14 protein-coding genes are annotated in these 23,920 nt (G+C 70.2%); 7 read left to right on the top strand and 7 right to left on the bottom strand.

The genetic code is table 11. The annotated features are described in order from the left end of the window. Nucleotides 1-216 precede the first annotated feature (216 nt). Nucleotides 217-2,934 carry an aconitate hydratase AcnA gene (acnA, locus tag ACZ7KF_RS01415; protein ID WP_471068132.1) on the top strand — a complete coding sequence of 906 codons (2,718 nt, stop codon included), beginning with the start codon at nucleotides 217-219 and terminating at the stop codon, nucleotides 2,932-2,934. A 77-nt stretch (nucleotides 2,935-3,011) separates the two neighbouring features. Here acnA and ACZ7KF_RS01410 read toward each other — a convergent pair whose 3' ends face one another. The 3 genes from ACZ7KF_RS01410 to ACZ7KF_RS01400 form a co-directional block, all read right to left on the bottom strand. Further along, the gene (locus tag ACZ7KF_RS01410; protein WP_471068130.1) at nucleotides 3,012-4,145 is read right to left on the bottom strand and encodes a catalase family protein; all 1,134 of its coding nucleotides are present in this window, start codon (nucleotides 4,143-4,145) and stop codon (nucleotides 3,012-3,014) included. A 53-nt stretch (nucleotides 4,146-4,198) separates the two neighbouring features. Beyond that, complete coding sequence (locus tag ACZ7KF_RS01405; protein WP_471068127.1) at nucleotides 4,199-5,551, bottom strand: Dyp-type peroxidase; 1,353 nt, start codon at nucleotides 5,549-5,551, stop codon at nucleotides 4,199-4,201. Between the two features lie 118 nt (nucleotides 5,552-5,669). Beyond that, complete coding sequence (locus ACZ7KF_RS01400) at nucleotides 5,670-6,179, bottom strand: hypothetical protein (protein ID WP_471068125.1); 510 nt, start codon at nucleotides 6,177-6,179, stop codon at nucleotides 5,670-5,672. Nucleotides 6,180-6,645: 466 nt separating this feature from the next. On the opposite strand from ACZ7KF_RS01400, the gene ACZ7KF_RS01395 reads away from it, so the two are divergent. Next, nucleotides 6,646-7,323 (top strand): GAP family protein, encoded by a 678-nt coding sequence (locus ACZ7KF_RS01395; RefSeq protein WP_471068122.1) that lies wholly within the window; start codon nucleotides 6,646-6,648, stop codon nucleotides 7,321-7,323. Nucleotides 7,324-7,404: 81 nt separating this feature from the next. On the opposite strand, the gene ACZ7KF_RS01390 is transcribed toward ACZ7KF_RS01395, so the two are convergent. The 3 genes from ACZ7KF_RS01390 to ACZ7KF_RS01380 all read right to left on the bottom strand — a co-directional run bounded on the left by ACZ7KF_RS01390 (nucleotide 7,405) and on the right by ACZ7KF_RS01380 (nucleotide 11,229). Then, complete coding sequence (locus tag ACZ7KF_RS01390; protein ID WP_471068120.1) at nucleotides 7,405-7,950, bottom strand: hypothetical protein; 546 nt, start codon at nucleotides 7,948-7,950, stop codon at nucleotides 7,405-7,407. Between the two features lie 152 nt (nucleotides 7,951-8,102). After that, a complete protein-coding gene (locus ACZ7KF_RS01385) occupies nucleotides 8,103-8,423 on the bottom strand; it encodes a GYD domain-containing protein (RefSeq protein WP_471068117.1) in 321 nt (106 codons plus the stop codon). A 115-nt stretch (nucleotides 8,424-8,538) separates the two neighbouring features. Further along, nucleotides 8,539-11,229: a SpoIIE family protein phosphatase gene (locus ACZ7KF_RS01380; RefSeq protein WP_471068114.1), complete on the bottom strand. Its 2,691-nt coding sequence runs from the start codon at nucleotides 11,227-11,229 to the stop codon at nucleotides 8,539-8,541. 214 nt (nucleotides 11,230-11,443) lie between these two features. Here ACZ7KF_RS01380 and ACZ7KF_RS01375 point away from each other — a divergent pair, with 214 nt between their 5' ends. After that, nucleotides 11,444-12,520 (top strand): lytic polysaccharide monooxygenase auxiliary activity family 9 protein, encoded by a 1,077-nt coding sequence (locus ACZ7KF_RS01375; protein ID WP_471068109.1) that lies wholly within the window; start codon nucleotides 11,444-11,446, stop codon nucleotides 12,518-12,520. A gap of 340 nt (nucleotides 12,521-12,860) precedes the next feature. After that, entirely contained in the window at nucleotides 12,861-16,127 is a 3,267-nt protein-coding gene (locus ACZ7KF_RS01370; protein ID WP_471068107.1) for a GH92 family glycosyl hydrolase, read from the top strand. A 74-nt stretch (nucleotides 16,128-16,201) separates the two neighbouring features. On the opposite strand, the gene ACZ7KF_RS01365 is transcribed toward ACZ7KF_RS01370, so the two are convergent. After that, a complete protein-coding gene (locus ACZ7KF_RS01365) occupies nucleotides 16,202-20,005 on the bottom strand; it encodes a GH92 family glycosyl hydrolase (protein ID WP_471068105.1) in 3,804 nt (1,267 codons plus the stop codon). Between the two features lie 341 nt (nucleotides 20,006-20,346). On the opposite strand from ACZ7KF_RS01365, the gene ngcE reads away from it, so the two are divergent. The 3 genes from ngcE to ACZ7KF_RS01350 all read left to right on the top strand — a co-directional run bounded on the left by ngcE (nucleotide 20,347) and on the right by ACZ7KF_RS01350 (nucleotide 23,802). Then, nucleotides 20,347-21,789, top strand: a complete 1,443-nt coding sequence (gene ngcE / locus ACZ7KF_RS01360; protein WP_471068102.1) for an N-acetylglucosamine/diacetylchitobiose ABC transporter substrate-binding protein — start codon at nucleotides 20,347-20,349, stop codon at nucleotides 21,787-21,789. A 139-nt stretch (nucleotides 21,790-21,928) separates the two neighbouring features. Next, nucleotides 21,929-22,864, top strand: coding sequence for a carbohydrate ABC transporter permease (locus ACZ7KF_RS01355; RefSeq protein ID WP_471068099.1), 936 nt, complete (start codon nucleotides 21,929-21,931; stop codon nucleotides 22,862-22,864). Between the two features lie 14 nt (nucleotides 22,865-22,878). Next, nucleotides 22,879-23,802, top strand: a complete 924-nt coding sequence (locus ACZ7KF_RS01350; protein WP_471068096.1) for a carbohydrate ABC transporter permease — start codon at nucleotides 22,879-22,881, stop codon at nucleotides 23,800-23,802. The last annotated feature ends 118 nt before the right edge of the window (nucleotides 23,803-23,920 follow it).

The raw sequence follows: 23,920 nt of genomic DNA, 5'->3' as shown, positions 1-23,920 counted from the left end.
CCCCGCTCGGCCCGGAGTGCGCGCCGGGCCGGGTTGGGCATGACCAGGCCGCGCCCATGTACTAGAGTTATCTCGACATCGAGATATCTGCCGAGGCGCACCGTGGCCGCCACACTGGTAAGGCACGCCTAACTTAGCCTGACCTTACTGGTTCGGCCAGGCCGGGGTGGCGGCACGATTGACGGTGGTACGCGCACATCAATGAAGGAGACTGTCGTGTCGGCGAACAGCTTCGACGCCCGCAGCACGCTGCAGGTGGGCGACGAGTCGTACGAGATCTTCCGGCTGGACAAGGTGGAGGGCTCGGCCCGCCTGCCGTACAGCCTCAAGGTCCTGCTGGAGAACCTGCTCCGCACGGAGGACGGCGCGAACATCACCGCCGACCACATCCGCGCCCTCGGCGGCTGGGACTCCCAGGCCCAGCCCAGCCAGGAGATCCAGTTCACGCCGGCCCGCGTGATCATGCAGGACTTCACCGGCGTTCCCTGTGTCGTGGACCTCGCGACCATGCGTGAGGCCGTGAAGGAGCTGGGCGGCGACCCCGCCAAGATCAACCCGCTGGCCCCGGCCGAGCTGGTCATCGACCACTCCGTCATCGCCGACAAGTTCGGCACGAACGACGCCTTCAAGCAGAACGTCGAGCTGGAGTACGGCCGCAACAAGGAGCGCTACCAGTTCCTGCGCTGGGGCCAGACCGCCTTCGACGAGTTCAAGGTCGTCCCGCCCGGCACCGGCATCGTCCACCAGGTGAACATCGAGCACCTGGCGCGCACGGTCATGGTGCGCAACGGCCAGGCCTACCCCGACACCCTCGTCGGCACCGACTCGCACACCACCATGGTCAACGGCCTCGGCGTCCTCGGCTGGGGCGTCGGCGGCATCGAGGCCGAGGCCGCGATGCTCGGCCAGCCGGTCTCCATGCTCATCCCGCGCGTCGTCGGCTTCAAGCTCACCGGTGAGCTGAAGCCGGGTACGACCGCCACCGACCTCGTGCTCACCATCACCGAGATGCTCCGCAAGCACGGTGTGGTCGGCAAGTTCGTCGAGTTCTACGGCGAGGGCGTGGCCGCCACCTCCCTGGCCAACCGCGCCACCATCGGCAACATGTCGCCGGAGTTCGGCTCCACCGCCGCGATCTTCCCGATCGACGACGAGACCATCAAGTACCTCAAGCTCACCGGCCGCTCCGAGCAGCAGCTCGCGCTCGTCGAGGCCTACGCCAAGGAGCAGGGCCTCTGGCTGGACCCGAAGGCCGAGCCGGACTTCTCGGAGAAGCTGGAGCTCGACCTGTCGACGGTCGTCCCCTCCATCGCCGGCCCGAAGCGCCCGCAGGACCGCATCGTCCTCGCGAACGCCGCCGAGCAGTTCAAGCAGGACGTGCGCAACTACGTCGACACCGTGGACGAGGCGGGCCAGGAGTCCTTCCCGGCGTCCGACGCCCCGGCCATCCACCCCGACGGCGCCCCGTCCAACCCGGTCACCGTGACCGCCCCCGACGGCTCGACGTACGAGATCGACCACGGTGCGGTGACGGTCGCGGCCATCACCTCCTGCACCAACACCTCGAACCCCTACGTCATGGTCGCCGCCGCGCTCGTCGCGAAGAAGGCCGTGGAGAAGGGCCTGACCCGCAAGCCGTGGGTCAAGACCACCCTCGCCCCGGGTTCGAAGGTCGTCACCGACTACTTCGACAAGGCGGGCCTGACCCCGTACCTCGACAAGGTCGGCTTCAACCTCGTCGGCTACGGCTGCACCACCTGCATCGGCAACTCCGGCCCGCTGCCGGAGGAGGTCTCCAAGGCCGTCAACGACCACGACCTCGCGGTCACCTCGGTCCTCTCCGGCAACCGGAACTTCGAGGGCCGCATCAACCCCGACGTCAAGATGAACTACCTGGCGTCCCCGCCGCTGGTCGTCGCCTACGCCATCGCGGGCTCCATGAAGGTGGACATCACCCGTGACGCCCTGGGGGCCGACCAGGACGGCAACCCGGTCTTCCTGAAGGACATCTGGCCCTCCGAGGCCGAGGTCAACGACGTCGTGGCCAACGCCATCGGCGAAGACATGTTCAACAAGTCCTACCAGGACGTCTTCGCCGGCGACGCCCAGTGGCAGTCCCTCCCGGTCCCCACCGGCAACACCTTCGAGTGGGACACCGAGTCGACCTACGTCCGCAAGCCCCCGTACTTCGAGGGCATGGGCATGGAGCCGGAGCCGGTCTCCGACATCTCCGGCGCCCGCGTCCTGGCCAAGCTCGGCGACTCGGTCACCACCGACCACATCTCCCCGGCCGGTGCGATCAAGGCCGACACCCCGGCGGGCAAGTACCTCACCGAGCACGGTGTGGAGCGTCGTGACTTCAACTCGTACGGCTCGCGCCGAGGCAACCACGAGGTCATGATCCGCGGCACGTTCGCCAACATCCGCCTGCGCAACCAGATCGCGCCGGGCACCGAGGGCGGCTACACCCGCGACTTCACCCAGGCCGACGCCCCGGTGTCGTTCATCTACGACGCCTCCCGCAACTACATCGAGCAGGGCATCCCGCTGGTCGTCCTCGCGGGCAAGGAGTACGGCTCCGGCTCGTCCCGCGACTGGGCCGCCAAGGGCACCGCGCTGCTCGGCGTCAAGGCCGTCATCGCCGAGTCGTACGAGCGCATCCACCGCTCGAACCTCATCGGCATGGGCGTCCTGCCGCTGCAGTTCCCGGAGGGCCAGTCGGCGTCCTCCCTCGGCCTGACCGGCGAGGAGACCTTCTCCTTCACCGGCGTCGAGGAGCTGAACAACGGCACCACGCCGCGCACGGTCAAGGTCACCACCGACACCGGTGTCGAGTTCGACGCGGTCGTCCGCATCGACACCCCCGGTGAGGCCGACTACTACCGCAACGGCGGCATCATGCAGTACGTGCTGCGCAGCCTGATCCGCAAGTAGGCGGTAGGGCACAGCGGTTCAGGGCCGCATCCCCGGCACCGGGGATGCGGCCCTTCGCCGTACCCGTCGCGACCTGCTCACGACGTCGGGCGGGGGAGGACCTCGTCGGCGCTCCGGGGCTCCGTGCGCGGTTGCCGGTTGAGCTTGTGGCGCTCGACGGAGGATCGCCGGTAGACCTCCTTGCGGGCCCGCATGATGTTGCCCAGGGGCCTGTGCTCGGCGGTGACCCGCCAGGGCGTGAAGGACAGCGCGTCCATCTTCTCCAGGTTCTCCGGGTCGGAGATGTCCTGCCGCGGCAGCCGCAGCCTGGCCACGGTGACGGACGGCGAGAGCCGCTCGGGCCACTCCACGGTGGTGTCCTCCACCGGCATGCGTTCCAGGTCGGTGCAGAGCTGGACCTGGATGTCGAAGGCGAAGGGGCGCTCCTGCAGCTCGGCCTGGAGAGCCGGCCGGAAGACCTCTGCCGCCGAGGCCGGGTCGATGTCGCGCCGGACCACCGCGGCGGCGGAGGCCGGGTCGGGAGTGATGCGTACCTTGGCGATGTAGTCCCCGTGCCGGACCGCGCCCATCGTCCAGTAGCTCGACAGCAGTATGTTCGCGGGAGGGGTCTTCGACAGCCGCAGGAAGGCGAGGAACTCGTCCCACGCCCAGTCGTCCTGGCCCAGGGTGCCCTTGCCGGTGACGAACTCGGTGAAGAAGCGATGTGCGCCGGGCCGGCCCTGGGAGAAGTAGGCCGACGCGTTCAGGAACAGCTCCTGGATGAACAGGTAGTGCTCGACCGTGTTGCAGAAGAAGATCGGTCCGTTGATGTTGGCGTAGTCGAAGGTGCCCGTGTCCGGTTCGTCTTCCAGCAGGGTGGGGCCGGGGACGCCGAACATCTTCAGCGCCAGTCCGGTCGCACTGCCCAGCCGCGCGTCGGCTCCGGCGTGCGGCGAGCCGTTGGAGAAGCGGATGAGCGCGTCGTGGGTGCCCGGCGTCGCGTAGATGCCCTGGGCGTACTCGGCGGGCAGCCCGTCCAGGATCTCCACTTCCCCGCGGACCAGCCCGTAGCCCTTGGCGTGGGCGTCGCGCAGGGCCTGTCCGGTGCCCCCGGCGCCGACCGACTCGGCGATGTACCCCTCGGTCTTCTTGATCACCGTCTGCAGGTTCTGGTCGAAGTTCGGGTCCTCGTCTTCGACGTCAGGCGTGTAGCGGACGAACTGCGTTGCCATGACTCGACCTCTCCTCGCGGCGCGTGATCGCGGACTTCCCGGCCCGGCTGCCGTCAGTCCTCCCGCTCGGCGAGCCAGTGCAGGGCCCGCAGACCCGGCAGGAAGCAGTACTCGCCGCCGCGGGTGACGACGAAGCTGGGCAGGTTCTGCAGACGGCGCCGGACCGGCTTCTCCGGAATGGTGACGCTGCCGGTTCCGCCGTGGTGTCCGGCCACCGGATCCTGCTCACCGGGATAGCCGATGAAGTTGCCGTCGTTGACCCACTCGGCCTTGATGAACTCGAACTGTCGTTCCAGGTGGGCGCCGATGAACGCTCCGATCAGGCCGCGGTCGGCGCCGTCGTCCTCCAGCACGCCCTCGGGCAGCGGCGGCCCGTAGGTGGTGCCACGACGGATGAGGCGATGCATCCGTGCGTCGCCGATGATGGTGGCGTCCCGGGGATTGGTGCGCCGGATGTGCGCGCCGGCGGGGCACCGGTACCCCCGGTCGTCGTTCTCCCGGTACAGGAAGTTGTTGACGCGGTGCGGATCGGCCGCCAGTTCCGGATCGTCGCGGTCCGGCGACAGCTCGAGCGGTGCCCCGCTGGGCCAGCGCCCGACCATCTTCGCCGCCAGCAGCGCCTCCTCCTCGGCGTCGGAGGAGTGCGCGCGCAGGTACCGGCGCCAGGCCGCCACGTTGGTGTGGATCTTGCGCACGGCCACGTAGGTCCCGTTGCGCCCCAGGACGTCGGGGGTGGGCATGGGCGACAGGTTCCCGGTCTCGTCGGGGTAGCCGAGGATGAACTCGCCCGCCTTGATGGGCGTTTCCTGCGGGTTGGAGCCGGGCAGTCCGACGCCCTCGATGTTCGGATGGCTGATGCCGTCACGGAAACCGAAGGTCGTGCGCCCGGTCGGGAGCTGGCGGACCTCCTGCTGCCAGATCACCTCGACCCCGGGTGTGTCCTCGCAGGCGGCGCGGACCCCCTCCAGCTCCTGGTCGAGTTGCGCGGTATCGGAGGAGAGGGCGCTCAGCGCGATGTGCACCTCCCCGGTCCCGAACGGCGCCTCCCAGCGCGCCGGTGCGCTCTCGCCCACGTCGCCGATCAGCTCCGCGCGAGCGGCCATGCCCTCACGAAAGGCTCGCGGAAAGCTGTCCAGCGACTCCTGGGGCACCCCGAGTGCCCTGAGCCCCTGCCAGGTGAACGCCACGGCGACCCAGGCGTCCTGGCTCCGGTCCGCCGCGGGCAGGCCCCCCGAGGCCAGCGGGAGCAGCCGCCGCAGCAGAGCACGTCCGGCGTGGCGGTCGTCGACACGCAGGAAGACGTACTTTCCCGCATAGGGCACCGGGCGCGGACGCAGGGCTCCGCTCTGGACGTCGTCGATCTCCACGCCGGCGCCGGCCGCGCTGCCGCCTTCCGCGGTGCTCATGATCGCTTGCGCCTCCACATCGGTCTCCGCCCGGGCAACCCCGCGGCGACTGGAGCGTTGTCCGCCGACGCAGTCCGCCGAAGTCGGGTCGGCTCCTGGGGGCGGCTGTGGCCGGGTGCTAGGCCGAGGCTTCCTCCAGCAGCTTCTGGAAAGCCGGCGTGGCCACCAGCTCCGCATTGGCCGGGTTCTCCAACGCCGACCGGAACTCGGGGGTGTCCAGCACCGCCTGGAACGCCTCGCTCACGCGCTGGTCCTTCCAGACCTGCTGAACGGTCAGATCGGGATAGGAGCTGACGAAGACTCCCGCGGGCGCCTGGTGCGCGACGAACCAGTCCTTCACCCCGGGGTCCTTCACGCCGGGGAACCCTTCGGTGTGCGAGAAGACCTTGTCGAAGCGGTCCCCGACCTCCGTCTGGGCGAAGTCGTCGATGTAGCTGTCCCAGGAGCCGTCGAAGACGCTGGCGAACATGTGCCGGGTGTCATCGTCGAAGATCACGTGCCGTGCGTCGTGCAGGGTGCCGATCTGGCGCAGGGCCGCGTGGACCCTCTCGTCGTTCGTCGCGTCGGCCAGCAGGGCGAGATCCTCACGCAACGCATCGGCCTCGCCCGGCTTGATCTTGGTGAACACGGTGAACTCGCTGCAGACCCCGTCCGACCGGCCCGGGCGCTCGGGGTGAGCCGTTGGGGTTGCACCTGTCGTCGCAGTCATCGTGAGATTCTCCTGCTCGGATCGGTGCGAGGGTCGCCAAGCGCCCGGACCTGGGGCGCCCTCGCCCTCACACGTCAATCCTGACCGCAGGGGTGCCGTGACGCATCTCGGCTCTCGCCGCGGCGAGAGCCTGGCAGGCCGGCACCGGGGTCCTCTCCTCCCCGGCGGCTCCCGAGGACAGATCCGGTCCGGCGCAGGACGATGGATCCGGGACGTGCCGAGTACGTCGCCGTCACCTCTTCCGGGGGCCGCCCGCGCGCGGCCGTGAAGACAGCGGCGCAGCCGGTCACAGAGCAACGTTGCGCCGTCCGCGCGGTTGTGGCTCTCCCCTCTGCCGCATCCTGCTCGACTGGATCGCCACCCTGACCCCCACACGGAGGCAACCATGGGCAAAGTCCTCGGTGACGTACTGGGTTTCGCGGCAGCCGTCGCGGTCAGCCCGCTCCCGATCATCGCGATCATCCTGATCCTCGCCACGCCTCGGGGGCGTCTCAACGGGGCCCTTTTCACCGTCGGCTGGATTCTGGGGCTCTCGGCACTGGGCGCGCTCATGCTGGCGATCGCTTCCCCGGCGGGTGCTTCCTCCCACCACCAGCCGGCCACCTGGGTGGGCGCCCTGAAACTCGCGCTGGGCCTGTTCCTCGTCGTCTTCGGCGCCCGGCAGTGGCACCGGCGCCCCCGGGACCCTTCACAAGCCCAACTGCCCAAGTGGATGGGCGCGATCGACCGCCTCACGCCGGTCAAGATATTCGCCCTCGGACTCGCTCTCGCCGCGCTCAACGCCAAGAACGCCCCGCTGACCATCGCCGCGGGCGCCGCGATCGGCTCCGCCGGGCTGCCGCTGGGACAGCAGATCGGCTCTCTGGCGGTCTTCGTCCTGATCGCCAGCCTCGGTCTGCTGGCCCCGCTGGGAGTCTTCCTCCTCGGCGGGGACCGGGCCAGGTCCACGCTCGGCAACTGGAAGGAATGGGCAGCCCGGCACAATGTCGCCGTGATGGCCGTCCTGTTCTTCGTGCTCGGGCTGAAACTGCTCGGAGACGGCGTCTCCATCCTCACCTCCTGACCGTCCCGCCGCCCACGCGCGGCGGTGTGCGGCCCGGCCACGCCTCGACGACCGGGGCGGGGCGGCGAGGGCCTTTCCGGATCACCGAGGTTCGTGGCGGCCTCCGGCCTCGCCGTTCGCCAGAAGCCGCGTCAGGGGGGAGGACCGCGGGGGGAGACGGATCGTGAGCCGGTGCTTCGCAGCCGCTGTCAGCCCGTCGAGACTCTGCCGAAGCGGGTTCAGGTCCGGCGCGAAGTCCCCCCTCGCCACCTGGCCCAGGACGGCGACGATCCCTCGATCGAGCCTGGCCATGGCCGAGCGAACCTCGTCACTGTCGATGTCGGTGCGGACGGTGGCCCAGGTCGCGTGGCACTCGTCGCTGCGCCTGATCGCTTCGGCCCGGACCTGCCGCCGCCGCTCGGGCGAGTCGGGCACGCCGGTCGGCCCGGACAGCCCGGCCACCCAGTCCCTGGCCGCACAGACGCGCCTGAACTGCTCGTGGACGGCTTGCCGCTGTGTCCGCAACCCCGACTCCTCGTCCCTGCGACGCTGCCCCAGGGACTTGACCACGTAGTGGGCCGTGGCTCCGAAGAAGCCTCCACCGAGGGCCCCGCCGAGGCCCGCGAGCGCCGTATCAAGCCTGATCACACCTCCCAGTGAACGGCCTGGGGCAGAACCTCCGGTGCTCCACGCCGAGCGGATCACCCGTTGTGCCCGCAGGCGGACGAGCGGGCGTCAGCCGGAACCCGCGGCACCCGCTTCGGGCGCCGGGCCCGGTCCCTCTCCCGCCGCTGGTCCGTTCACGCGCCGGGCGGGCGGAAGTCGACGTGCCGGCGGGTGGCCTCGTCGATCTCGGCGAGGGTGAGCAGGGGAGTGGCCCGGGTGCGGAGGGCGCCGCCGGCCTTGACCCTGAGGCTGACGGCGGCCATGGAGACCGGGTCGGGGAAGTCGACGATGCACACGAGATCGTCCTCCCCGAAGGCGAAGTACATGGCCTCGACCGTTCCGCCGAGGCTGGCGACGACATGGTCGACGGCGGCGCGGCGGCCACTCGCGCCCTCCTCCAGCAGCCCCCTCGTGCCCTCGGGCGTGTAGGCGGCCTGGATGAGGAACTTCGGCATAGGGGTGCTCCCTGCCCGTGACGTGTCGGGTACGCACAGGGGACTTCCCGCTGTCGCGCCGGGTTCTGCCACCGCACGGCCGGATTCACTCGTTGGCAGGCGGACCGCGTCCCGGTCAGATGTCGAGGAACTTGCTCAGGTCGGGCACCGTCAGCTCCGCCCAGATCACCTTGCCCTGCGGGGTGTACCGGGTGCCCCAGCGCTCGGCCAGCTGCGAGACCAGGAACAGGCCCCGGCCGCCCTCGTCGGTCGACGCGGCGTACCGCAGATGCGGCGAGGTGGAGCTGCCGTCGGCCACCTCGCAGATCAGCGTGCGGTCGTGGATCAGCCGCACATGGATGGGATCGGAGCCGTAGCGGATGGCATTGGTGATCAGCTCGCTCAGCACCAGCTCCATGCCGAAGCCCAGCTCGGACAGGCCCCACTCCGCCAGCTTGGCGGAGACGGCGCCGCGCATCCCCGACACCGCGGCCGGGTCGCGCGGCACGTCCCAGTCGGCGACCTGGTCGGCCGGCACCACCCGGGTGCGCGCGACGAGCAGGGCGACGTCGTCCCGGGGACGCTCGGGCAGCAGCTGCTCCAGCACCGCCTGGCAGCTCTCCTCCGGCGGCCGGCCGGGGTGATCCGCCAGCGCCCGCCGCAGCAGCTCCAGGCCCTCGTCCAGGTCCCGTCTGCGGTCCTCGACGAGGCCGTCGGTGTACAGGACGAGCTGGCTGCCCTCGGCCAGCTCCAGCTCGGCCGTCTGGAACGGCATGCCGCCCAGGCCCAGCGGAGGCCCGGCCGGCAGGTCGGGGAAGGTGACACTGCCGTCGGGGTGGACCAGAGCGGGCGCCAGATGCCCGGCGCGGGCCATCGCGCAGCGGCGGCTCACCGGGTCGTAGATCGCGTACAGACAGGTGGCGCCCACGATCTCACCGGCCCGCTCCGGACAGGCCTCCTCCAGGTCGATGCGGCCGACCAGGTCGTCCAGATGGTGCAGCAGCTCGTCGGGCGGCAGGTCGAGCGTGGAGAAGTTGTGCACCGCGGTCCGCAGCCGGCCCATCGTCGCGGCGGCGTGCAGGCCGTGCCCCACCACGTCGCCGACGGCCAGCGCCACCCGGCCGCCCGGCAGCGGTATCACGTCGAACCAGTCGCCGCTCACGCCCGACTGGGCGGGCAGATAGCGGTAACCGACGTCGAGGGCGCTCTGCTCGGGCAGGGCGCGCGGCAGCAGGCTGCGCTGGAGGGTGACCGCCAGGGCGTGCTCGCGGGTGTACCGGCGGGCGTTGTCGATGCTGACCGCGGCCCGCGCCACCAGCTCGTCCGCCAGCGACATCTCCTCCTCGTCGAAGGGTCCCCGTTTGGCCCGCCAGAAGTTGGCCATGCCCAGCACGACTCCGCGGGCCCGGATCGGAGCGGTGAGGAGCGAGTGGATGCCGTAGTCCAGGATCTGCTGGGCTCGCTCGGGGTCCTGTACGCGCCAGCCCTCGTCGCCGGGCAGGTCGACCAGCTCGGAGCGGCCGGCGTCGTACCCGCGCGCCTGGGGCGTGGAGGGCAGGAAGTCGATCAGCCGGCCCTGTTCGTAGAGGGGGTGGTCGTCCCGGATGCCGCTCACGGCGACGCGCCGCATGTCCGTGGCGGTGCGAGCCGGCTCCTCCCCGTGCAGCACCGCGTCGGCCAGGTCGACGGTGACGAAGTCGGCGAAGCGGGGGACGGCGACCCGGGCCAGCTCGTCGGCCGTGCGGACCACGTCCAGTGTGCTGCCGATGCGCAGGCCCGCGTCGTACAGCAGCTCCAGCCGCTCCCGGGCGGCCTCGGCCCGGCCGGACAGTGCCTGCAGCTCGGTGGAGTCGCGGAGCGTCACGACGGTGCCCCCGGGGCATCCCGCGCGGTCCGTGGGCCGCTGGTTGACCGCCAGCAGCCGGCCCTGGGCGAAGAGCACCTCGTCGCTGGCCTCGCGCCCGGAGACGAGCAGGTCCTCCATCGCGGGCTCGATCCCCGGCAGCTCCCGCACCGCGCGCCCCTCGGCGTCGGCGGGCAGCTCCAGCAGCCGCCTGGCCTCGTCGTTGGCGAGCAGCAGCCGGCCGCCGGCGTCGATGATGAGCACACCCTCGCGCACCGAGTGCAGGACCGTGTCGTGGTGCTCGTACATCCGGGTCATCTCGTCCGGCGCCAGGCTGTGGGTCTGCCGCCGCAGCCTCCGGCCCACCAGGGCCGTACCGCCGGTCGACACCAGGAGCGCGCCGCCGCCGGCGGCGAAGATGATCGGCAGCTGCCGGTCCAGGGCGCTGGTGACGTTCTTGACCTTCAGTCCGGCGGAGACGAGGGCGATGACCTTGCCGTGACTGTCGTCGACGGGCACGGTGGCCTGCACCTCGTGGCCGAGCGGACCGTGCACGCTCTCGGTGTAGACCTTCCCGGCGAGCGAGGGCCCGATCTCGCCCACGAACCGCTTGCCGATCCGGCCGGGCATCGGATGCGTGTAGCGGATGCCATGGGTGTCCATGACCACGATGAAGTCCACGCCCGCGGCCTTCCGCGCCGCCTCGGTCAGCGGCTGCAGGACCGTGGACGGATCAGGCAGCTTCAGTGCCTGCTGCAGGCCCGGAGCGTGGGCGAAGGTCTCGGCGACGGCGATGGACCGCCGCCTGGCCTCGGTGGTGGTGTCCCGCTTCGACTGCAGGACGAGCGCGAGGACGGCGCAGAGCACGAGCAGCACCACCAGAGCCACCTGGAGCAGGAAAACCTGTCCGGCGACGCTCCGGGGACTCTTGCCGATCACAGTGCGCCAAGCGTAACGCCTGGATCGGACCGATGCGTCCGACATGCGGTATTTGTAGCACTGGTGTTTTCCGAGTGGCTATGGTCCGTCCACGAGATGGACAGCCCCCATCGAGGAACCGCACGGGCGTTTACAGCCGCCGGACTTGGCGCTAGCTTCACGAGAGAGGGATGGGAGCGCTCCCATATCCTCCGCACCCCTTCCCCTGTCCGCCCCCTATCCGTGCGACCGCCGACGGGAGGTCGAGAGTGTCATGCATATGACAACCACGTCCGTACGTCCCCGATTACCCCACCCCACCCGCCACAGCGCCTTCTTCCTGGTCGTCCTGGCCCTGCTCGCCGCCCTGCCCGCCCTCGGGCTGATCCTCGCGGCCGGCGCCCCGGCCTCGGCCCACGGCACCCCCATGAAGCCCGGCAGCCGGACCTTCCTGTGCTGGCAGGACGCACTCACCGACACCGGTGAGATCAAGCCCGTCAACCCCGCCTGCCGAGCCGCCCAGCAGGCCGGCGGGACCACGCCCTTCTACAACTGGTTCTCCGTGCTCCGCTCCGACGGCGCCGGGCGCACCCGCGGCTTCGTGCCCGACGGCTCGCTGTGCAGCGGGGGCAATCCGAACTTCACGGGCTTCGACCTGGCCCGTGACGACTGGCCGGTCACCCACCTGACCGCGGGCACCACGGTCGACTTCTCCTACAACGCCTGGGCGGCTCACCCCGGCTGGTTCTACGTCTACGTCACCAAGGACGGCTACGACCCGACCCAGCCGCTCACCTGGGACCGGATGGAGGACCGGCCGTTCCTCACCGTCGACCACCCGCCGCTGACCGGCTCGCCGGGCACGGTCGAGGCGCACTACTCCTGGACCGGCACACTCCCGTCGAACAAGACGGGGCGGCACGTCATCTACATGGTGTGGCAGCGGTCGGACAGCGCGGAGACCTTCTACTCCTGCTCCGACGTCGTGTTCGACGGCGGCAACGGCGAGGTGACCGGCGTCCACGACCCCGGCAGCCCCACCGAGCCCCCGGCCGGCACCTGCGGCGCCACCCGGAAGACCACGAGCAGCTGGTCCGGCGGCCACCAGGTCGAGGTGACGGTGACCAACAGCGGTGACGTGCCGATGCTCGGCTGGATGGTCGACTGGACACTGCCGGCCGGACAGCGGGTGGCCAGTCTCTGGAACGGCAACGCCACCTACAGCGGTCAGGACGTCATGGTCCACAACACCGACTGGAACGGAGCACTGAGTCCGGGGCGGTCCACGACGTTCGGATACGTGGTCCAGGGGGACGGCGACGACGGCGCCTCCACCCTGCCCTGCCGGATCGGCTGAGCCGCTCTGGGCGGACCCGGTGGCCGTGCGCACCGGGTCCGCGAGCCGGGCAGGCGAGGGGGGTGTGGGGTGCCTGCCCGGAGGGGATGGCCTGGAACCGCGTGGCTTGTGCGGCGACCCGAGGCTCGCGCGACATCGTTGTCAGGTGTGGTCTGTACATGACTCTACCGCTGCAACGGACAACGATGTCAAGCCACTTGATTAGCCCAGGCGGGTGATCCAGGCGTGCGCCTCCCGGAGCGCACGCGGTCTTCCGTGGTACCGGTGGCGCACGCTACTGTCCCTGCGGCTTGTGCGACCTGTGGTGCGCGACCCGTCCGTTTGGAGGAAGGGCCGCGTCATGCGTTTCCGACCCCTGTCCCTGCTGCTCGCCGCGCTCCTCGCGACCTGCGGCACCGCCCCCGCCCTAGCGGCGACCGCAGCTCCCCCCGGACTCGTCGAGGACCCCACCCCGTACGTCGATCCGCTGATCGGCACCAGGAACGGCGGCGACGTCTTCCCCGGCGCCGTCGTGCCGTTCGGCATGCTCTCCTGGAGCCCGGAGAACACCCGCGGCGACGCGACGAGAACCGCCGCCCCGGGCGGCTACCAGTACGACGCCACCCGCATCCGCGGCTTCAGCCTCACCCACATGTCCGGGACGGGCTGCGCGGGCGGCAGCGGCGACATCCCGTTCTTCCCGTACGCCGGCGAGGTCACCTCCTCCCCGGCGAGCGACACCAAGGACGCCGTCTACGCGTCCGACTTCCGCCACGCCGACGAGACCGCCGAGCCCGGCCACTACCGGGTCGGCCTGGCCTCCGGCGTCACCGCCGACCTCACCGCCACCGCCCGCACCGGCTCGGCCCGCTTCACCTACCCGGCGGACAAGCCCGCGTCCCTGCTGGTGCGCACCGCGAACTCCGAGGTCGGATCGGCGGACTCGGCGGTCACGATCGACCCGGACACCCGGACGATCTCCGGCTCGGTCACCTCCGGCGACTTCTGCGGCTACCTCGACCCCGAAGGGCAGCGCGCCTACTACACCCTCCACTTCACCGCCCGCTTCGACCGCGCCTTCAAGGCCACCGGCACCTGGCAGGACGGCACACTGGACCCCGGCTCCCGGGCGGCGTCCGGCGGCACCGGCGGCTTCTCGCACGGCGGGCGGCCGGTGGCCGGGAAGGGCGCGGGCGGCTATGTGGAGTTCGCCCCCGGCGACGGCCCGGTGAACGTCAAGGTCGGCATCTCCTACGTCAGCCGGAAGGCCGCCGAGGCCAACCTGGCCGCCGAGAACCCGCCGCGGCGCTCCTTCGACGCGGTGCGGGAGGCGGCCCGGCGGGCCTGGCGGGAGCGGCTGGGGGCGGTCCGGGTCGGCGGCGGCACGGACGCCGAGCGCACCACCTTCTACACCGCGCTCTACCACGCGCTGCTGCATCCGAACGTCATCAGCGACGCCGACCGCCGGTACCGCGGCAGCGACGACAAGGTGCACACCGTCGGCAGGGGCCACCGCGCCCAGTACGGCACCTTCTCCGGCTGGGACGTCTACCGGGACCAGGTGCAGCTGCTCACGCTGCTCGACCCGCGCACGGGCTCGGACATCGCCCAGTCGCTGTACGCACTCGCGCGGCAGAACGGCGGCGTCTGGGACCGCTGGCTGCACGGCGCGGGCGGCACCCACGTCATGAACGGCGACCCCTCGCCCACCGCCCTCGCCGGCATCCACGCCTTCGGCGGCACGGACTTCGACCTCAAGGGCGCCCTGCGGTCCCTGGTACGGGCCGCGACCGTCCCCACGCCGCAGGACCTGTCCCCGGCGGGCAAGCCCGTGCTGTCGGCCGGCCAGCGCCCCTCCCTCGACAAGTACCTCGCGTCGCACTACATGCCGTCCGTCTCCAACGCCTGGGGCGGGGCCGCCGAGACGCTGGAGATGTCCACCGCCGACTTCGCGATCTCCCAGCTCGCCCGCGCGGCGGGGGAGCAGGACACGGCGGCCGGCTTCGCCCGCCGCGCCCAGTGGTGGCAGAACAACTTCAACATCGCGGCCGACCCGAGCGGCGGCTACATCGCCAACCGCAAGGCCGACGGCAGCTGGGTCACCGGCTTCACCCCGGGCACCGGCAACGGCTTCGTCGAGGGCACGGCCGCCCAGTACACCTGGATGGTCCCGCACGACCCGGCGGGGCTCTTCGCCGCGCTGGGCGGCCGGGACGAGGCGCTCGCCCGCCTCGACGACTTCTTCCACGACGCCGACGGCGGCTGGGCCTTCACCGGCAAGGGCGGCACCAAGTCCGAGCTGGACAACGAACCGTCGATCAACGTCCCCTACCTGTACGACTACGCGGGCGCCCCCTACCGGACGCAGGAGACCGTCCGCGCGGCGATGCGGCAGCTGTGGTCCACCGAGCCCGGCGGCATCCCGGGCAACGACGACCTCGGCGCGATGTCCGCCTGGTACGTCTTCTCCGCCCTCGGCATGTACCCGCAGGTGCCGTCCCGCGCGGAGCTGGTCCTGGCCTCGCCGCTGTTCGAGCGGATCGAGATCGACCGGCCGGGCGGCGCCGACATCTCGGTGCGCGCGGCCGGCGCGGCGGCCGACGCCCCCTACGTCCGGTCCCTGAGGGTGGACGGGCGGCCCGGCGACCGCCCCTGGCTGCCGGCGTCCTTCGTCCGGGACGGCGGACGGCTCGACTACACCCTCTCCACCACCCCGGACCGCGGCTGGGGCACGGACAACCCGCCGCCGTCCTTCCGGGAGGGCGAGCAGCCGTACCAGATCGGCGTCGGGCCCACCGCCGCCGTCCTCGCCCCCGGTGACAGCACGAAGATCGGCGTCCGCGCGCGGTCGCTGACCGGCGGCACCGGCCCGGAGGTGCGCTTCCGCGTCCGGACCCCGGCCGGGGTGACGGCCACGCCCGCGCAGGGCACGGTCACCGACGGCGCCGAGGAGATCACCCTCACGGCGGCGCGGGACGCCGAGCAGGGCTTCGCCGACGTCCAGGTCACGGTGACCTCGGGCGACTCCTCGTACGAGCAGCCGGTGTCCCTCACCGTGGCCGCCCCGGGCAGTCTGCTCGCCGCCTACGACAACGCGGGCGTCTCCGACGACCAGGGCGACCACGACGAGGCCGACTACGACGGCGGCGGCTGGAGCTACTCCCGCCAGGCCCTCGCCGCGGCCGGTCTCACCCCGGGCGGGCAGGCCACGGTCGACGGCCTCACCTTCACCTGGCCCGGCTCGCCCGCCGGCCGCCCCGACAACGCCACGGCGGCCGGCCAGACCGTCGAACTGGCCTCCCCGGCCGCCTCGTTGTCGTTCATCGGCAGCGCGGTCAACGGCAACCAGCAGACCAGGGCGACCGTCACCTACACCGACGGCACCACCGCCGGTGTCGACCTGTCCTTCACCGACTGGACCGTGGGCGGCGGAGGCGGCACCGTCCAGTACGGCAACGAGGTCGTCGCCAGGACCGCGTACCGCAACGTCGCGGGCGCGGACAAGGACCCGGTGGCGACGTACGTCTTCGCCACGGAGCCGTACCGGGCCCCGGCCGGCAAGCGGATCAGGAGCGTCACGCTGCCGCGCGACGCGGACCTGCACGTGTTCACCCTCGCCACGGGCTGAGCCCCGCACACCGGAGTGGCCCGCACCCGGATGCCGGGTGCGGGCCGCCCTGTCGGTGCTCGGTCCGTACGGCGTCAGGCCAGCAGCTCCACCTCCGCCAGGGTCGACTCGCCGTCCAGGACCAGGCGGTACCGGGTGTAGGTGCCCGGGTGGGCGATGGTGAAGGCACGGGTCTGGCGGTCCCAGGCGAACGCCTCGCCGGAGCGGTGGTCCAGGGTCTGCCAGTCGGTGCCGTCGGTGGAGCCCTGAAGGGTCCAGCCGGCCGGCGCCTTCGTGCGGTCGGCCCCCGAGGTCAGCGTGTACTGGACGGGCTTGACGGCGCCCTCGGCCGGCAGGTCCGCCGAGGCGAGCGTCGCGCTCGTCGCCGAGGTGTCGTCGAAGAGCGCGCCGTCCCCCTTCAGCACGTCCGAGCGGGGCGCCGGCACCTTGTCGTCCCGGGTGACGGAGACCGGCGCCGCGTCCTTGCCCGAGCCCCAGGCCGACGGCGTGGAGCCCATGGAGAAGTCCAGCACCCCGCCCTTGGACAGCAGCGAGTGGGGGAGCGAAGTCGATTTCCAGGGACGGCCGTTGACCATCACACCCTGGACGTAGACGTTCTTCGCGCTGTTCCGCGGCGCCCGCACCACCAGGTCCCGGCCGTTCTCCAGGTGCACGGTCACCTTCTTGAACAGCGGGGAGCCGATCGCGTACTCGCCGCTGCCCATGACCAGCGGGTAGAAGCCGAGCGCGGAGAACAGGTACCAGGCCGACTGCTCGCCGTTGTCCTCGTCGCCGTGGTAGCCCTGCCCGATCTCGCTGCCGGTGTAGAGCCGGGACAGCGCCTCACGTACGTACGCCTGCGCCTTCCAGGGCTCGCCGGCCGCGTCGTACATGTAGATGACGTGGTGCGCGACCTGGTTGGAGTGGCCGTACATGCCCATCCGGACGTCCCGGGCCTCGGTCATCTCGTGGATGACACCGCCGTAGGAGCCGACGTAGTCCGGGGAGGCCGTCTCCGGGGTGGCGAAGTACGCGTCCAGCTTGTCGGCCAGGCCCTGCCGGCCGCCGTACAGGTTGGCCAGGCCCCGGCTGTCCTGCGGGGCGGTGAAGGCGTAGCCCCAGCCGTTGGTCTCCGTGTAGTCGTAGCCCCACACGCGCGGATCGTACGAGGCGGACGGCACGCGCCAGACGCCCTTGGCGTCCCGGCCCTGGAAGAAGCCGGCCTTGGCGTCGAACAGCTTCACGTAGTCCCGCGCCCGGTTGAGGAAGTACTCCGACTCCTCCCGGTAGCGCTTCTCGCCCGTCTTCTTGTAGAGGGCCTGGCCCATCTTCGCGATGCCGTAGTCGTTGACATAGCCCTCCATCGCCCACGACAGGCCCTCGTGCGTGTCGGTGGCGGTGTAGCCGAGGAACGGCGAGGTGGTCATGCCCTTGCGGCCCACGCCCGACGTCGGCGGGACGACGGTCGCGTTCTTCACGGCCGCGTCGTACGCCGCCTTCGCGTCGAACTGCACACCCTTGACGTAGGCGTCGGCGAACGCCACGTCCGAGGAGGTGCCGGTCATCAGGTCCGCGTAACCGGGGGAGGACCAGCGGGAGGTCCAGCCGCCGTCCTTGTACTGCTGCACGAAACCGTCGACCATCTCACCCGCCTGGGACGGGGTGAGGAACGAGTACGCCGGCCACGTGGTCCGGTAGGTGTCCCAGAAACCGTTGTTGACGTACACCTTGCCGTCGACGATCTTCGCGCCGGTGTGCGTCGGGGTGTCCGGGCCCGGCATGGGGGAGAACGGCGAGGCGTACCGGTCCTTGCCGTCCACCTTCTCGAAGCCCGAGTTGGGGTACAGGTACAGCCGGTACAGACCGGAGTAGAGCGTGGTCAGCTGGTCCGGGGTCGCGCCCTCCACCTCGACCTTGCCGAGCAGCTTGTCCCAGGTGCGCTGGGCGTGCGCCTTGACCGTGTCGAAGGACGTGCCGTCCGGGATCTCCTGACGCAGGTTGTCCTCGGCCTGGTCGACGCTGATGAGCGAGGTGGCCAGGCGCAGGGTGACGGTACGGTCGGCGCCCGGGTCGAAGCGCAGGTAACCCTTGACGCCGCTCGCCGTGCCGCCGGTGACCGGCTTGTCGAACCTGCCGTACAGGAACAGCCGGGTGGCGCCCGTGGACAGGCCCGACTTGACGTCCGAGTAGCCGGTGACGACGCCGTGCTCCTTGTCGAGCGTCAGGCCGGCCTGCTCGGTGACGTTGTCGAACAGCACGCTCGCGTCGGCGCCGGGATAGGTGAAGCGCAGTGCGGCGGCGTGGTCGGTCGGGGCCATCTCGGCCTGGAGACCGTTCTCGAACCGCACGCCGTAGTAGTAGGGCCGGGCGGTCTCGTTCTCGTGCCGGAAGGGCAGTTGCCGCGCCTCCCGGGCGGTGTCGGGGGTGCCGGCCGCGGCCGACGGCATCACCTGGAAGGTCTGCCGGTCGCCCATCCAGGGGCTGGGCTCGTGGCTCGCGCTGAACGCCTGGATCGTCGGCAGGTTGTCGGCGTTGTTCGCACGCGCGTACTCGTAGAGCCAGCTCAGCGAGGAGGCGTTGGTCACCGGCGTCCAGAAGTTGAAGCCGTGCGGCAGGGCCGTCGCCGGGAAGTCGTTGCCGCGCGAGAAGCTGCCGCTGGAGTTGGTGCCGCGGGTGGTCAGCGCGTAGTCCGACAGATGCGCCTTCGGCTTCTCGGGCGCCACCGGCTTCAGGGACACGTCGTCCAGCCAGCCGCGGAACTTCGCCGGGCCGTCGGGGGAGTCGTACGCCACCAGGATCCGGTCCACGGTCCTGCCGGCCGCCACCGAGCCGATCCGCGCGGCCACGTTGTTCCACTGGTTGACGTACAGGGCCTTCGACGCGCCCTGCCCGCGCGGGGAGAGCGGGAAGCCGTGCTGGTCCCGCGCGCCCAGGTCGCTCAGATAGGTGCCGTCGGTGAAGGTCAGGTCGACGGAGACGTCGGTGGCGTCGTAGTCGCGGTCGCCGTCGGCCATCGACGGGAAGATGCGGTAGGACAGCTGGGTGTCGGCACCGACCCTGACGTTCACGTCGAAGACCTTGTTGAACGAGTACGCCCTGCCGTCCGCGGTGTGCCGGCCGGCGTAGCGCAGCGCACGCCTTCCGGTGAACCCGGCCCGCGCCTTGGCGGTCGGGGAGCCGCTCGGGCCCTTGTCGACCAGGGTCAGCATGTCCTGGGGCACCGGTCCGCCGCCGCCTCCGGTGGAGAACTGCACATCGGCGAGCTGCAGGATGTCCGCGGCGCCGCTGTTCTTCGTCACCTCCAGCCGGAAGTGCTGGTATTCGACCGGTTCGGTGAGATCGTACGACTTCGTCTGGAATCGCTCGGAGAAGTTCTCGCCCGAGCGGGTGTCGACCGTCTTCCAGTCCTTGCCGTCGGCGGACCCCTGGAGGGTCCAGTCCTCGGGGTCGCGCTCGTCGTAGTCGTTGGCCGAGGTGAGCGCGTACGTCGCTATCTTGATCGGCTTGTCCAGGTCGAACTCCACCCAGCCGGTGGGCGCGAAGGTGAGCCACTTGGAGCCGGGCTCGCCGTCCGCGAGGTTCTCCGCGACCTCGCCGGCGCCCGTGTTCTCGGCGCTCGCCCGGACCTCGGTGACATGGTCGGTGACATTGCCCGGAATGCCGGTGCTGTAGCCGCCGTCGACGCCCGAGGCGCGTTTGCCGCCGTCCGGCCCGGTGTCGACGGTGTTCAGCCAGTCCGGCGCCGGCTCGCCCGCCTCGAACGAGGATGCGAACTCCCGGTCGGCCGCCGGAGCCTTGGCGGGCAGGGCGACCGCCGCGCCCTGCGTGCCGACGGCCATGACGAAGGCGGCCGTGACGACGACCGCCGGAGCCCATCTGTGCCGAGTTCTCCGCTGCATCTACGGATTTCCCCTCCTGCGCCCCCTCCGGACAACGTTGTCAACTCGGGGCGCAGGAACCAGTAGGTGGTCAAGTGGCCCGTGATGTCAAGGGTGTTGGCTGTGGCATTCAGGGAGTTATGTCGCGACTTTTTCCGGGGGGCCGTTGTTCGGGCCTTTAGATTTCCGTGAGGTCTCAACTCGGAAAAGACCCAGGGCGAACCCTGCATTCGATCTTGCTCCGCTGGCGGGAAGTGGACTATACCTGTCGGCGTTTCCAGCACGACCCAGCACTACCCGACAGCGGTGCCGGGGAGGATCCGGTTCACCGCCTGAGTCCTGGAGAAGGCGAGGACTTGAGCATGGGATCCACTGCGCACCACGGTGCCGAAGGTGTCGGCCGTCGTGATCTGATCAAACGGTCCGCGGCGCTCGGTCTGGTCGCGGCCCCGGGAATGGGCCTGTTGTCCGCCTGCGCCAGCGGAGGCGGAAGCGACGAGACGGACGAGGGCAACACCAAGGGGAAGGCGTCCAAGGACAACCCCTTCGGTGCCAAGAAGGGCAGCAAGCTCGACGTCGTCGTCTTCAAGGGCGGATACGGCGACGACTACGCCAAGGCGTGGGAGGCCGACTTCGGCAAGAAGCTCGGCATCACCTCCACCCACACCGGCACCCAGGAGATCACCGGCAAGCTCCAGCCTCGCTTCAACGCGGGCAACCCGCCGGACATCGTGGACGACTCGGGCGCCCAGAAGATCAATGTCGACGTCCTGTACAAGAACGGTCAGCTGCTGGACCTCGCCGAGGTCCTGGACGCGCCCTCGGTCGACGACCCCGCCAAGAAGGTCCGCGACACCCTGATCCCCGGCACGCTCGACCCGGGCCTGCAGGAGGGCAAGATCGTCGCGCTGAACTACATCTACACGGTCTGGGGCCTGTGGTACTCCGGCAAGCTCTTCAAGGAGAAGGGCTGGGAGGAGCCCAAGACCTGGGACGACTTCCTCGCCATCTGCAAGGACGCCAAGTCGCAGGGCATCGGCGGCCTCGCCCACCAGGGCAAGTACCCGTACTACATCAACGTCGCCATCATGGACCTGATCGCCAAGAAGGGCGGTCTGGACGCCATGAAGGCGATCGACAACCTCGACCCCAAGGCGTTCGTCGGCTCCGCGGCGGCGCAGGAGGCCATCGAGGCCATCTACGAGGTCGTCGAGAAGGGCTATCTGATGCCCGGCACCAACGGCCTGACCCACACCGAGTCGCAGGCCCGCTGGAACCAGTACAAGGCCGTCTTCATCACCTCCGGCTCCTGGCTGGAGAACGAGCAGCTCAAGCAGACGCCGACGGACTTCGACATGAAGTTCCTGCCCATGCCGCTGCTGTCCGGCAGCACACTGCCGTTCGAGGCGATCCGGGCCGGCTCGGGCGAGCCCTTCGTCATCCCGGCGAAGGCGGCGAACCTGCCCGCGGCCAAGGAGTTCATGCGGCGCATGCTCTCCAAGGAGTGGTCGACGCTCTTCGCCAAGCAGGCCAACTCGCTCACCATCCTCAAGGACGGCGTCGACCCGAGCGTCCGGCTGCGCCCGGGCACCCAGTCCACGGTCGAGGCGTCCAAGGCCGCGGGCGACCACACCTTCCGCTACCTGTACACCGAGTGGTACGGCGAGATGGGCACCGCCATCGAGGCGGCCTCCAACGAGCTGATGGCCAAGCGCATCCAGCCCAAGGAGTGGCTGAAGAGGTGTCAGGCCGCGGTGGACAAGCAGGCCAAGGACCCCGCGTCGAAGAAGAACCACCGGGATTAGTGCCGCCGGGCCGCCGTAGGGGTGCGGGAGCGCGTGCGGACGCTGCTTCGTCGCGGCCGGTCGAGGCCGCGCGGCGGAGCCGCGTACCGATACCGCCCCCGCCCCCGCGGGGCGCTACACCACAGGGCAGGAAAAGTCCATGCGCAAAGGGCAGTACCGGTTCGTCGCGGGGTTTCTCCTCGTTCCCGTGGCGCTTTATGTGATCTTCGTGATCTGGCCGTACATCCAGACGTTCGGGTATTCACTGACGAACTGGAAGGGGCAGTCGCAGACCTTCGACTTCGTTGGTCTGGACAATTACAGGACGCTGTTCCAGGACGACGTCTTCCTGGAGGCCATCTGGCACAACATCCTCTTCCTGATCTTCATCCCGGTGATCACGATTCTGCTCGCCCTGTTCTTCGCGTTCATGCTGAACGCGGGCGGACGCAGCCGGGCCGGCGGGGTGCAGGGGGTCGCCGGATCGAAGTTCTACAAAATCGTCTACTTCTTCCCGCAGGTGCTGTCGCTGGCGATCCTCGCGGTGCTGTTCAACGCGGTGTACCGCAGTGACGGCGGCGGTCTGCTCAACGGCTTCCTGATCAAGATCGGCCTGGTCGACGCGGACAGCCCGGTGGAGTGGCTCAACGAGCCCCGCATGGTGCTGTGGGCGCTGATGCTGGTCGTGGTCTGGCACGGCGTCGGCTTCTACCTGGTGCTGTTCTCGGCCGCCATGCAGTCCGTGCCGCGGGACATCTACGAGGCCGCCCTGATCGACGGCGCGAGCCGCAACCAGTCCTTCTTCCGCATCACCCTGCCGCTGCTGTGGGACACCGTGCAGACCGCCTGGGTGTACCTCGGCATCGTCGCCATGGACATGTTCGTGCTGGTGTCCTCGATGACCCAGAACATGGGCGCCTACGGCGGCGGCCCCGACCACCACAGCGACGTGATGTCGACGGTGATGATGCGGAACTTCCTCTACTACGGCAAGAGCGGCTACGCCTGCGCCATGGGTGTGGTCATGCTGCTGCTCACGCTGGTCCTGTCCGTGGTCACGCTGCGCGCCACCCGCCGCGAGCGCATCGAGTTCTGAGCGGGAGTGACGACATGAGCGCACCCATCAAAGAGAACGCCCCCGTCCAGCCCGAGCGGACCGTGACCAAGGACCCCGTCCGTCCCGGCGACCGCCGGGGCGAGGGCGTGGTCCTGAACGTCTTCTCCCACGGCTTCCTCGCCCTGTGGGCCCTGCTGATCGTGCTGCCGCTGCTGTGGCTGGTGCTCAGCGCCTTCAAGAGCGACGCCCAGATCGGCGGCTCGGCCTTCGGCTGGCCCGAGCACTGGTCCCTCGGCGTCTTCAGCCGTGCCTGGGACAAGGGCATCGGCGACTACTTCCTGAACACCGTGATCGTCCTGGTGTTCTCCGTGCCGCTGACCATGCTGTTCGGCTCGATGGCCGCGTACGTGCTGGCCCGGTACCGCTTCTGGGGCAACCGGCTGCTCTACTACTTCTTCGTGGCCGGCGCGATGTTCCCGGTCTTCCTGGCCCTGGTCCCGCTGTTCTTCATGGTCAAGCGGCTGGACATGCTGAACACCTACCAGGGGCTGATCCTGGTCTACATCGCCTACTCGATGCCGTTCACGGTCTTCTTCATGCACGCCTTCTTCCGGACCCTGCCCACGGCGGTCTTCGAGGCGGCGGTCCTGGACGGCGCCTCGCACACCCGGACCTTCTTCCAGGTGATGCTGCCCATGGCGAAGCCCGGACTGATCAGCGTGGGGATCTTCAACACCCTGGGGCAGTGGAACCAGTTCATCCTGCCCACGGTCCTCATGCAGCCGCAGAGCGGCTCCGACCCCGAGCGGTACGTCCTCACCCAGGGGCTGATCCAGCTGCAACAGCAGCAGGGATACGCCTCCGACCTGCCCGTTCTCTTCGCGGGTGTGACCATCGCGATGATCCCGATGCTGGTGGTGTATCTCTCCTTCCAGCGGCAGGTGCAGGCGGGGCTGACCTCGGCCACGCTGAAGTGACCCGGCCGGGCGCCCGGCCCCGTGCGCGGCTTCTACGAAGTTCCCTGGGGGCGCGACCGAGCGTGGGCCCCGTGGCAGGAAAAAGGTGCCAATCTTTCCCAGGGTCTACCCCAACAGC

Source organism: Streptomyces sp. NPDC038200 (assembly GCF_055600785.1).
Note: the sequence above shows the minus strand (reverse complement) of the source record. Positions and strands in the feature narration are given on the sequence as shown.

Coding starts and splice junctions, on each gene's coding strand:
- ACZ7KF_RS01385 (WP_471068117.1), bottom strand. CDS start 8,423: ATGCCGAAGTTCCTCATCCAGGCCGCCTACACGCCCGAGGGCACGAGG.
- ACZ7KF_RS01410 (WP_471068130.1), bottom strand. CDS start 4,145: ATGGCAACGCAGTTCGTCCGCTACACGCCTGACGTCGAAGACGAGGAC.
- ngcE (WP_471068102.1), top strand. CDS start 20,347: ATGGGATCCACTGCGCACCACGGTGCCGAAGGTGTCGGCCGTCGTGAT.
- ACZ7KF_RS01365 (WP_471068105.1), bottom strand. CDS start 20,005: ATGCAGCGGAGAACTCGGCACAGATGGGCTCCGGCGGTCGTCGTCACG.
- ACZ7KF_RS01405 (WP_471068127.1), bottom strand. CDS start 5,551: ATGAGCACCGCGGAAGGCGGCAGCGCGGCCGGCGCCGGCGTGGAGATC.
- ACZ7KF_RS01375 (WP_471068109.1), top strand. CDS start 11,444: ATGACAACCACGTCCGTACGTCCCCGATTACCCCACCCCACCCGCCAC.
- ACZ7KF_RS01395 (WP_471068122.1), top strand. CDS start 6,646: ATGGGCAAAGTCCTCGGTGACGTACTGGGTTTCGCGGCAGCCGTCGCG.
- ACZ7KF_RS01380 (WP_471068114.1), bottom strand. CDS start 11,229: ATGTCGGACGCATCGGTCCGATCCAGGCGTTACGCTTGGCGCACTGTG.
- ACZ7KF_RS01355 (WP_471068099.1), top strand. CDS start 21,929: ATGCGCAAAGGGCAGTACCGGTTCGTCGCGGGGTTTCTCCTCGTTCCC.
- ACZ7KF_RS01370 (WP_471068107.1), top strand. CDS start 12,861: ATGCGTTTCCGACCCCTGTCCCTGCTGCTCGCCGCGCTCCTCGCGACC.
- ACZ7KF_RS01350 (WP_471068096.1), top strand. CDS start 22,879: ATGAGCGCACCCATCAAAGAGAACGCCCCCGTCCAGCCCGAGCGGACC.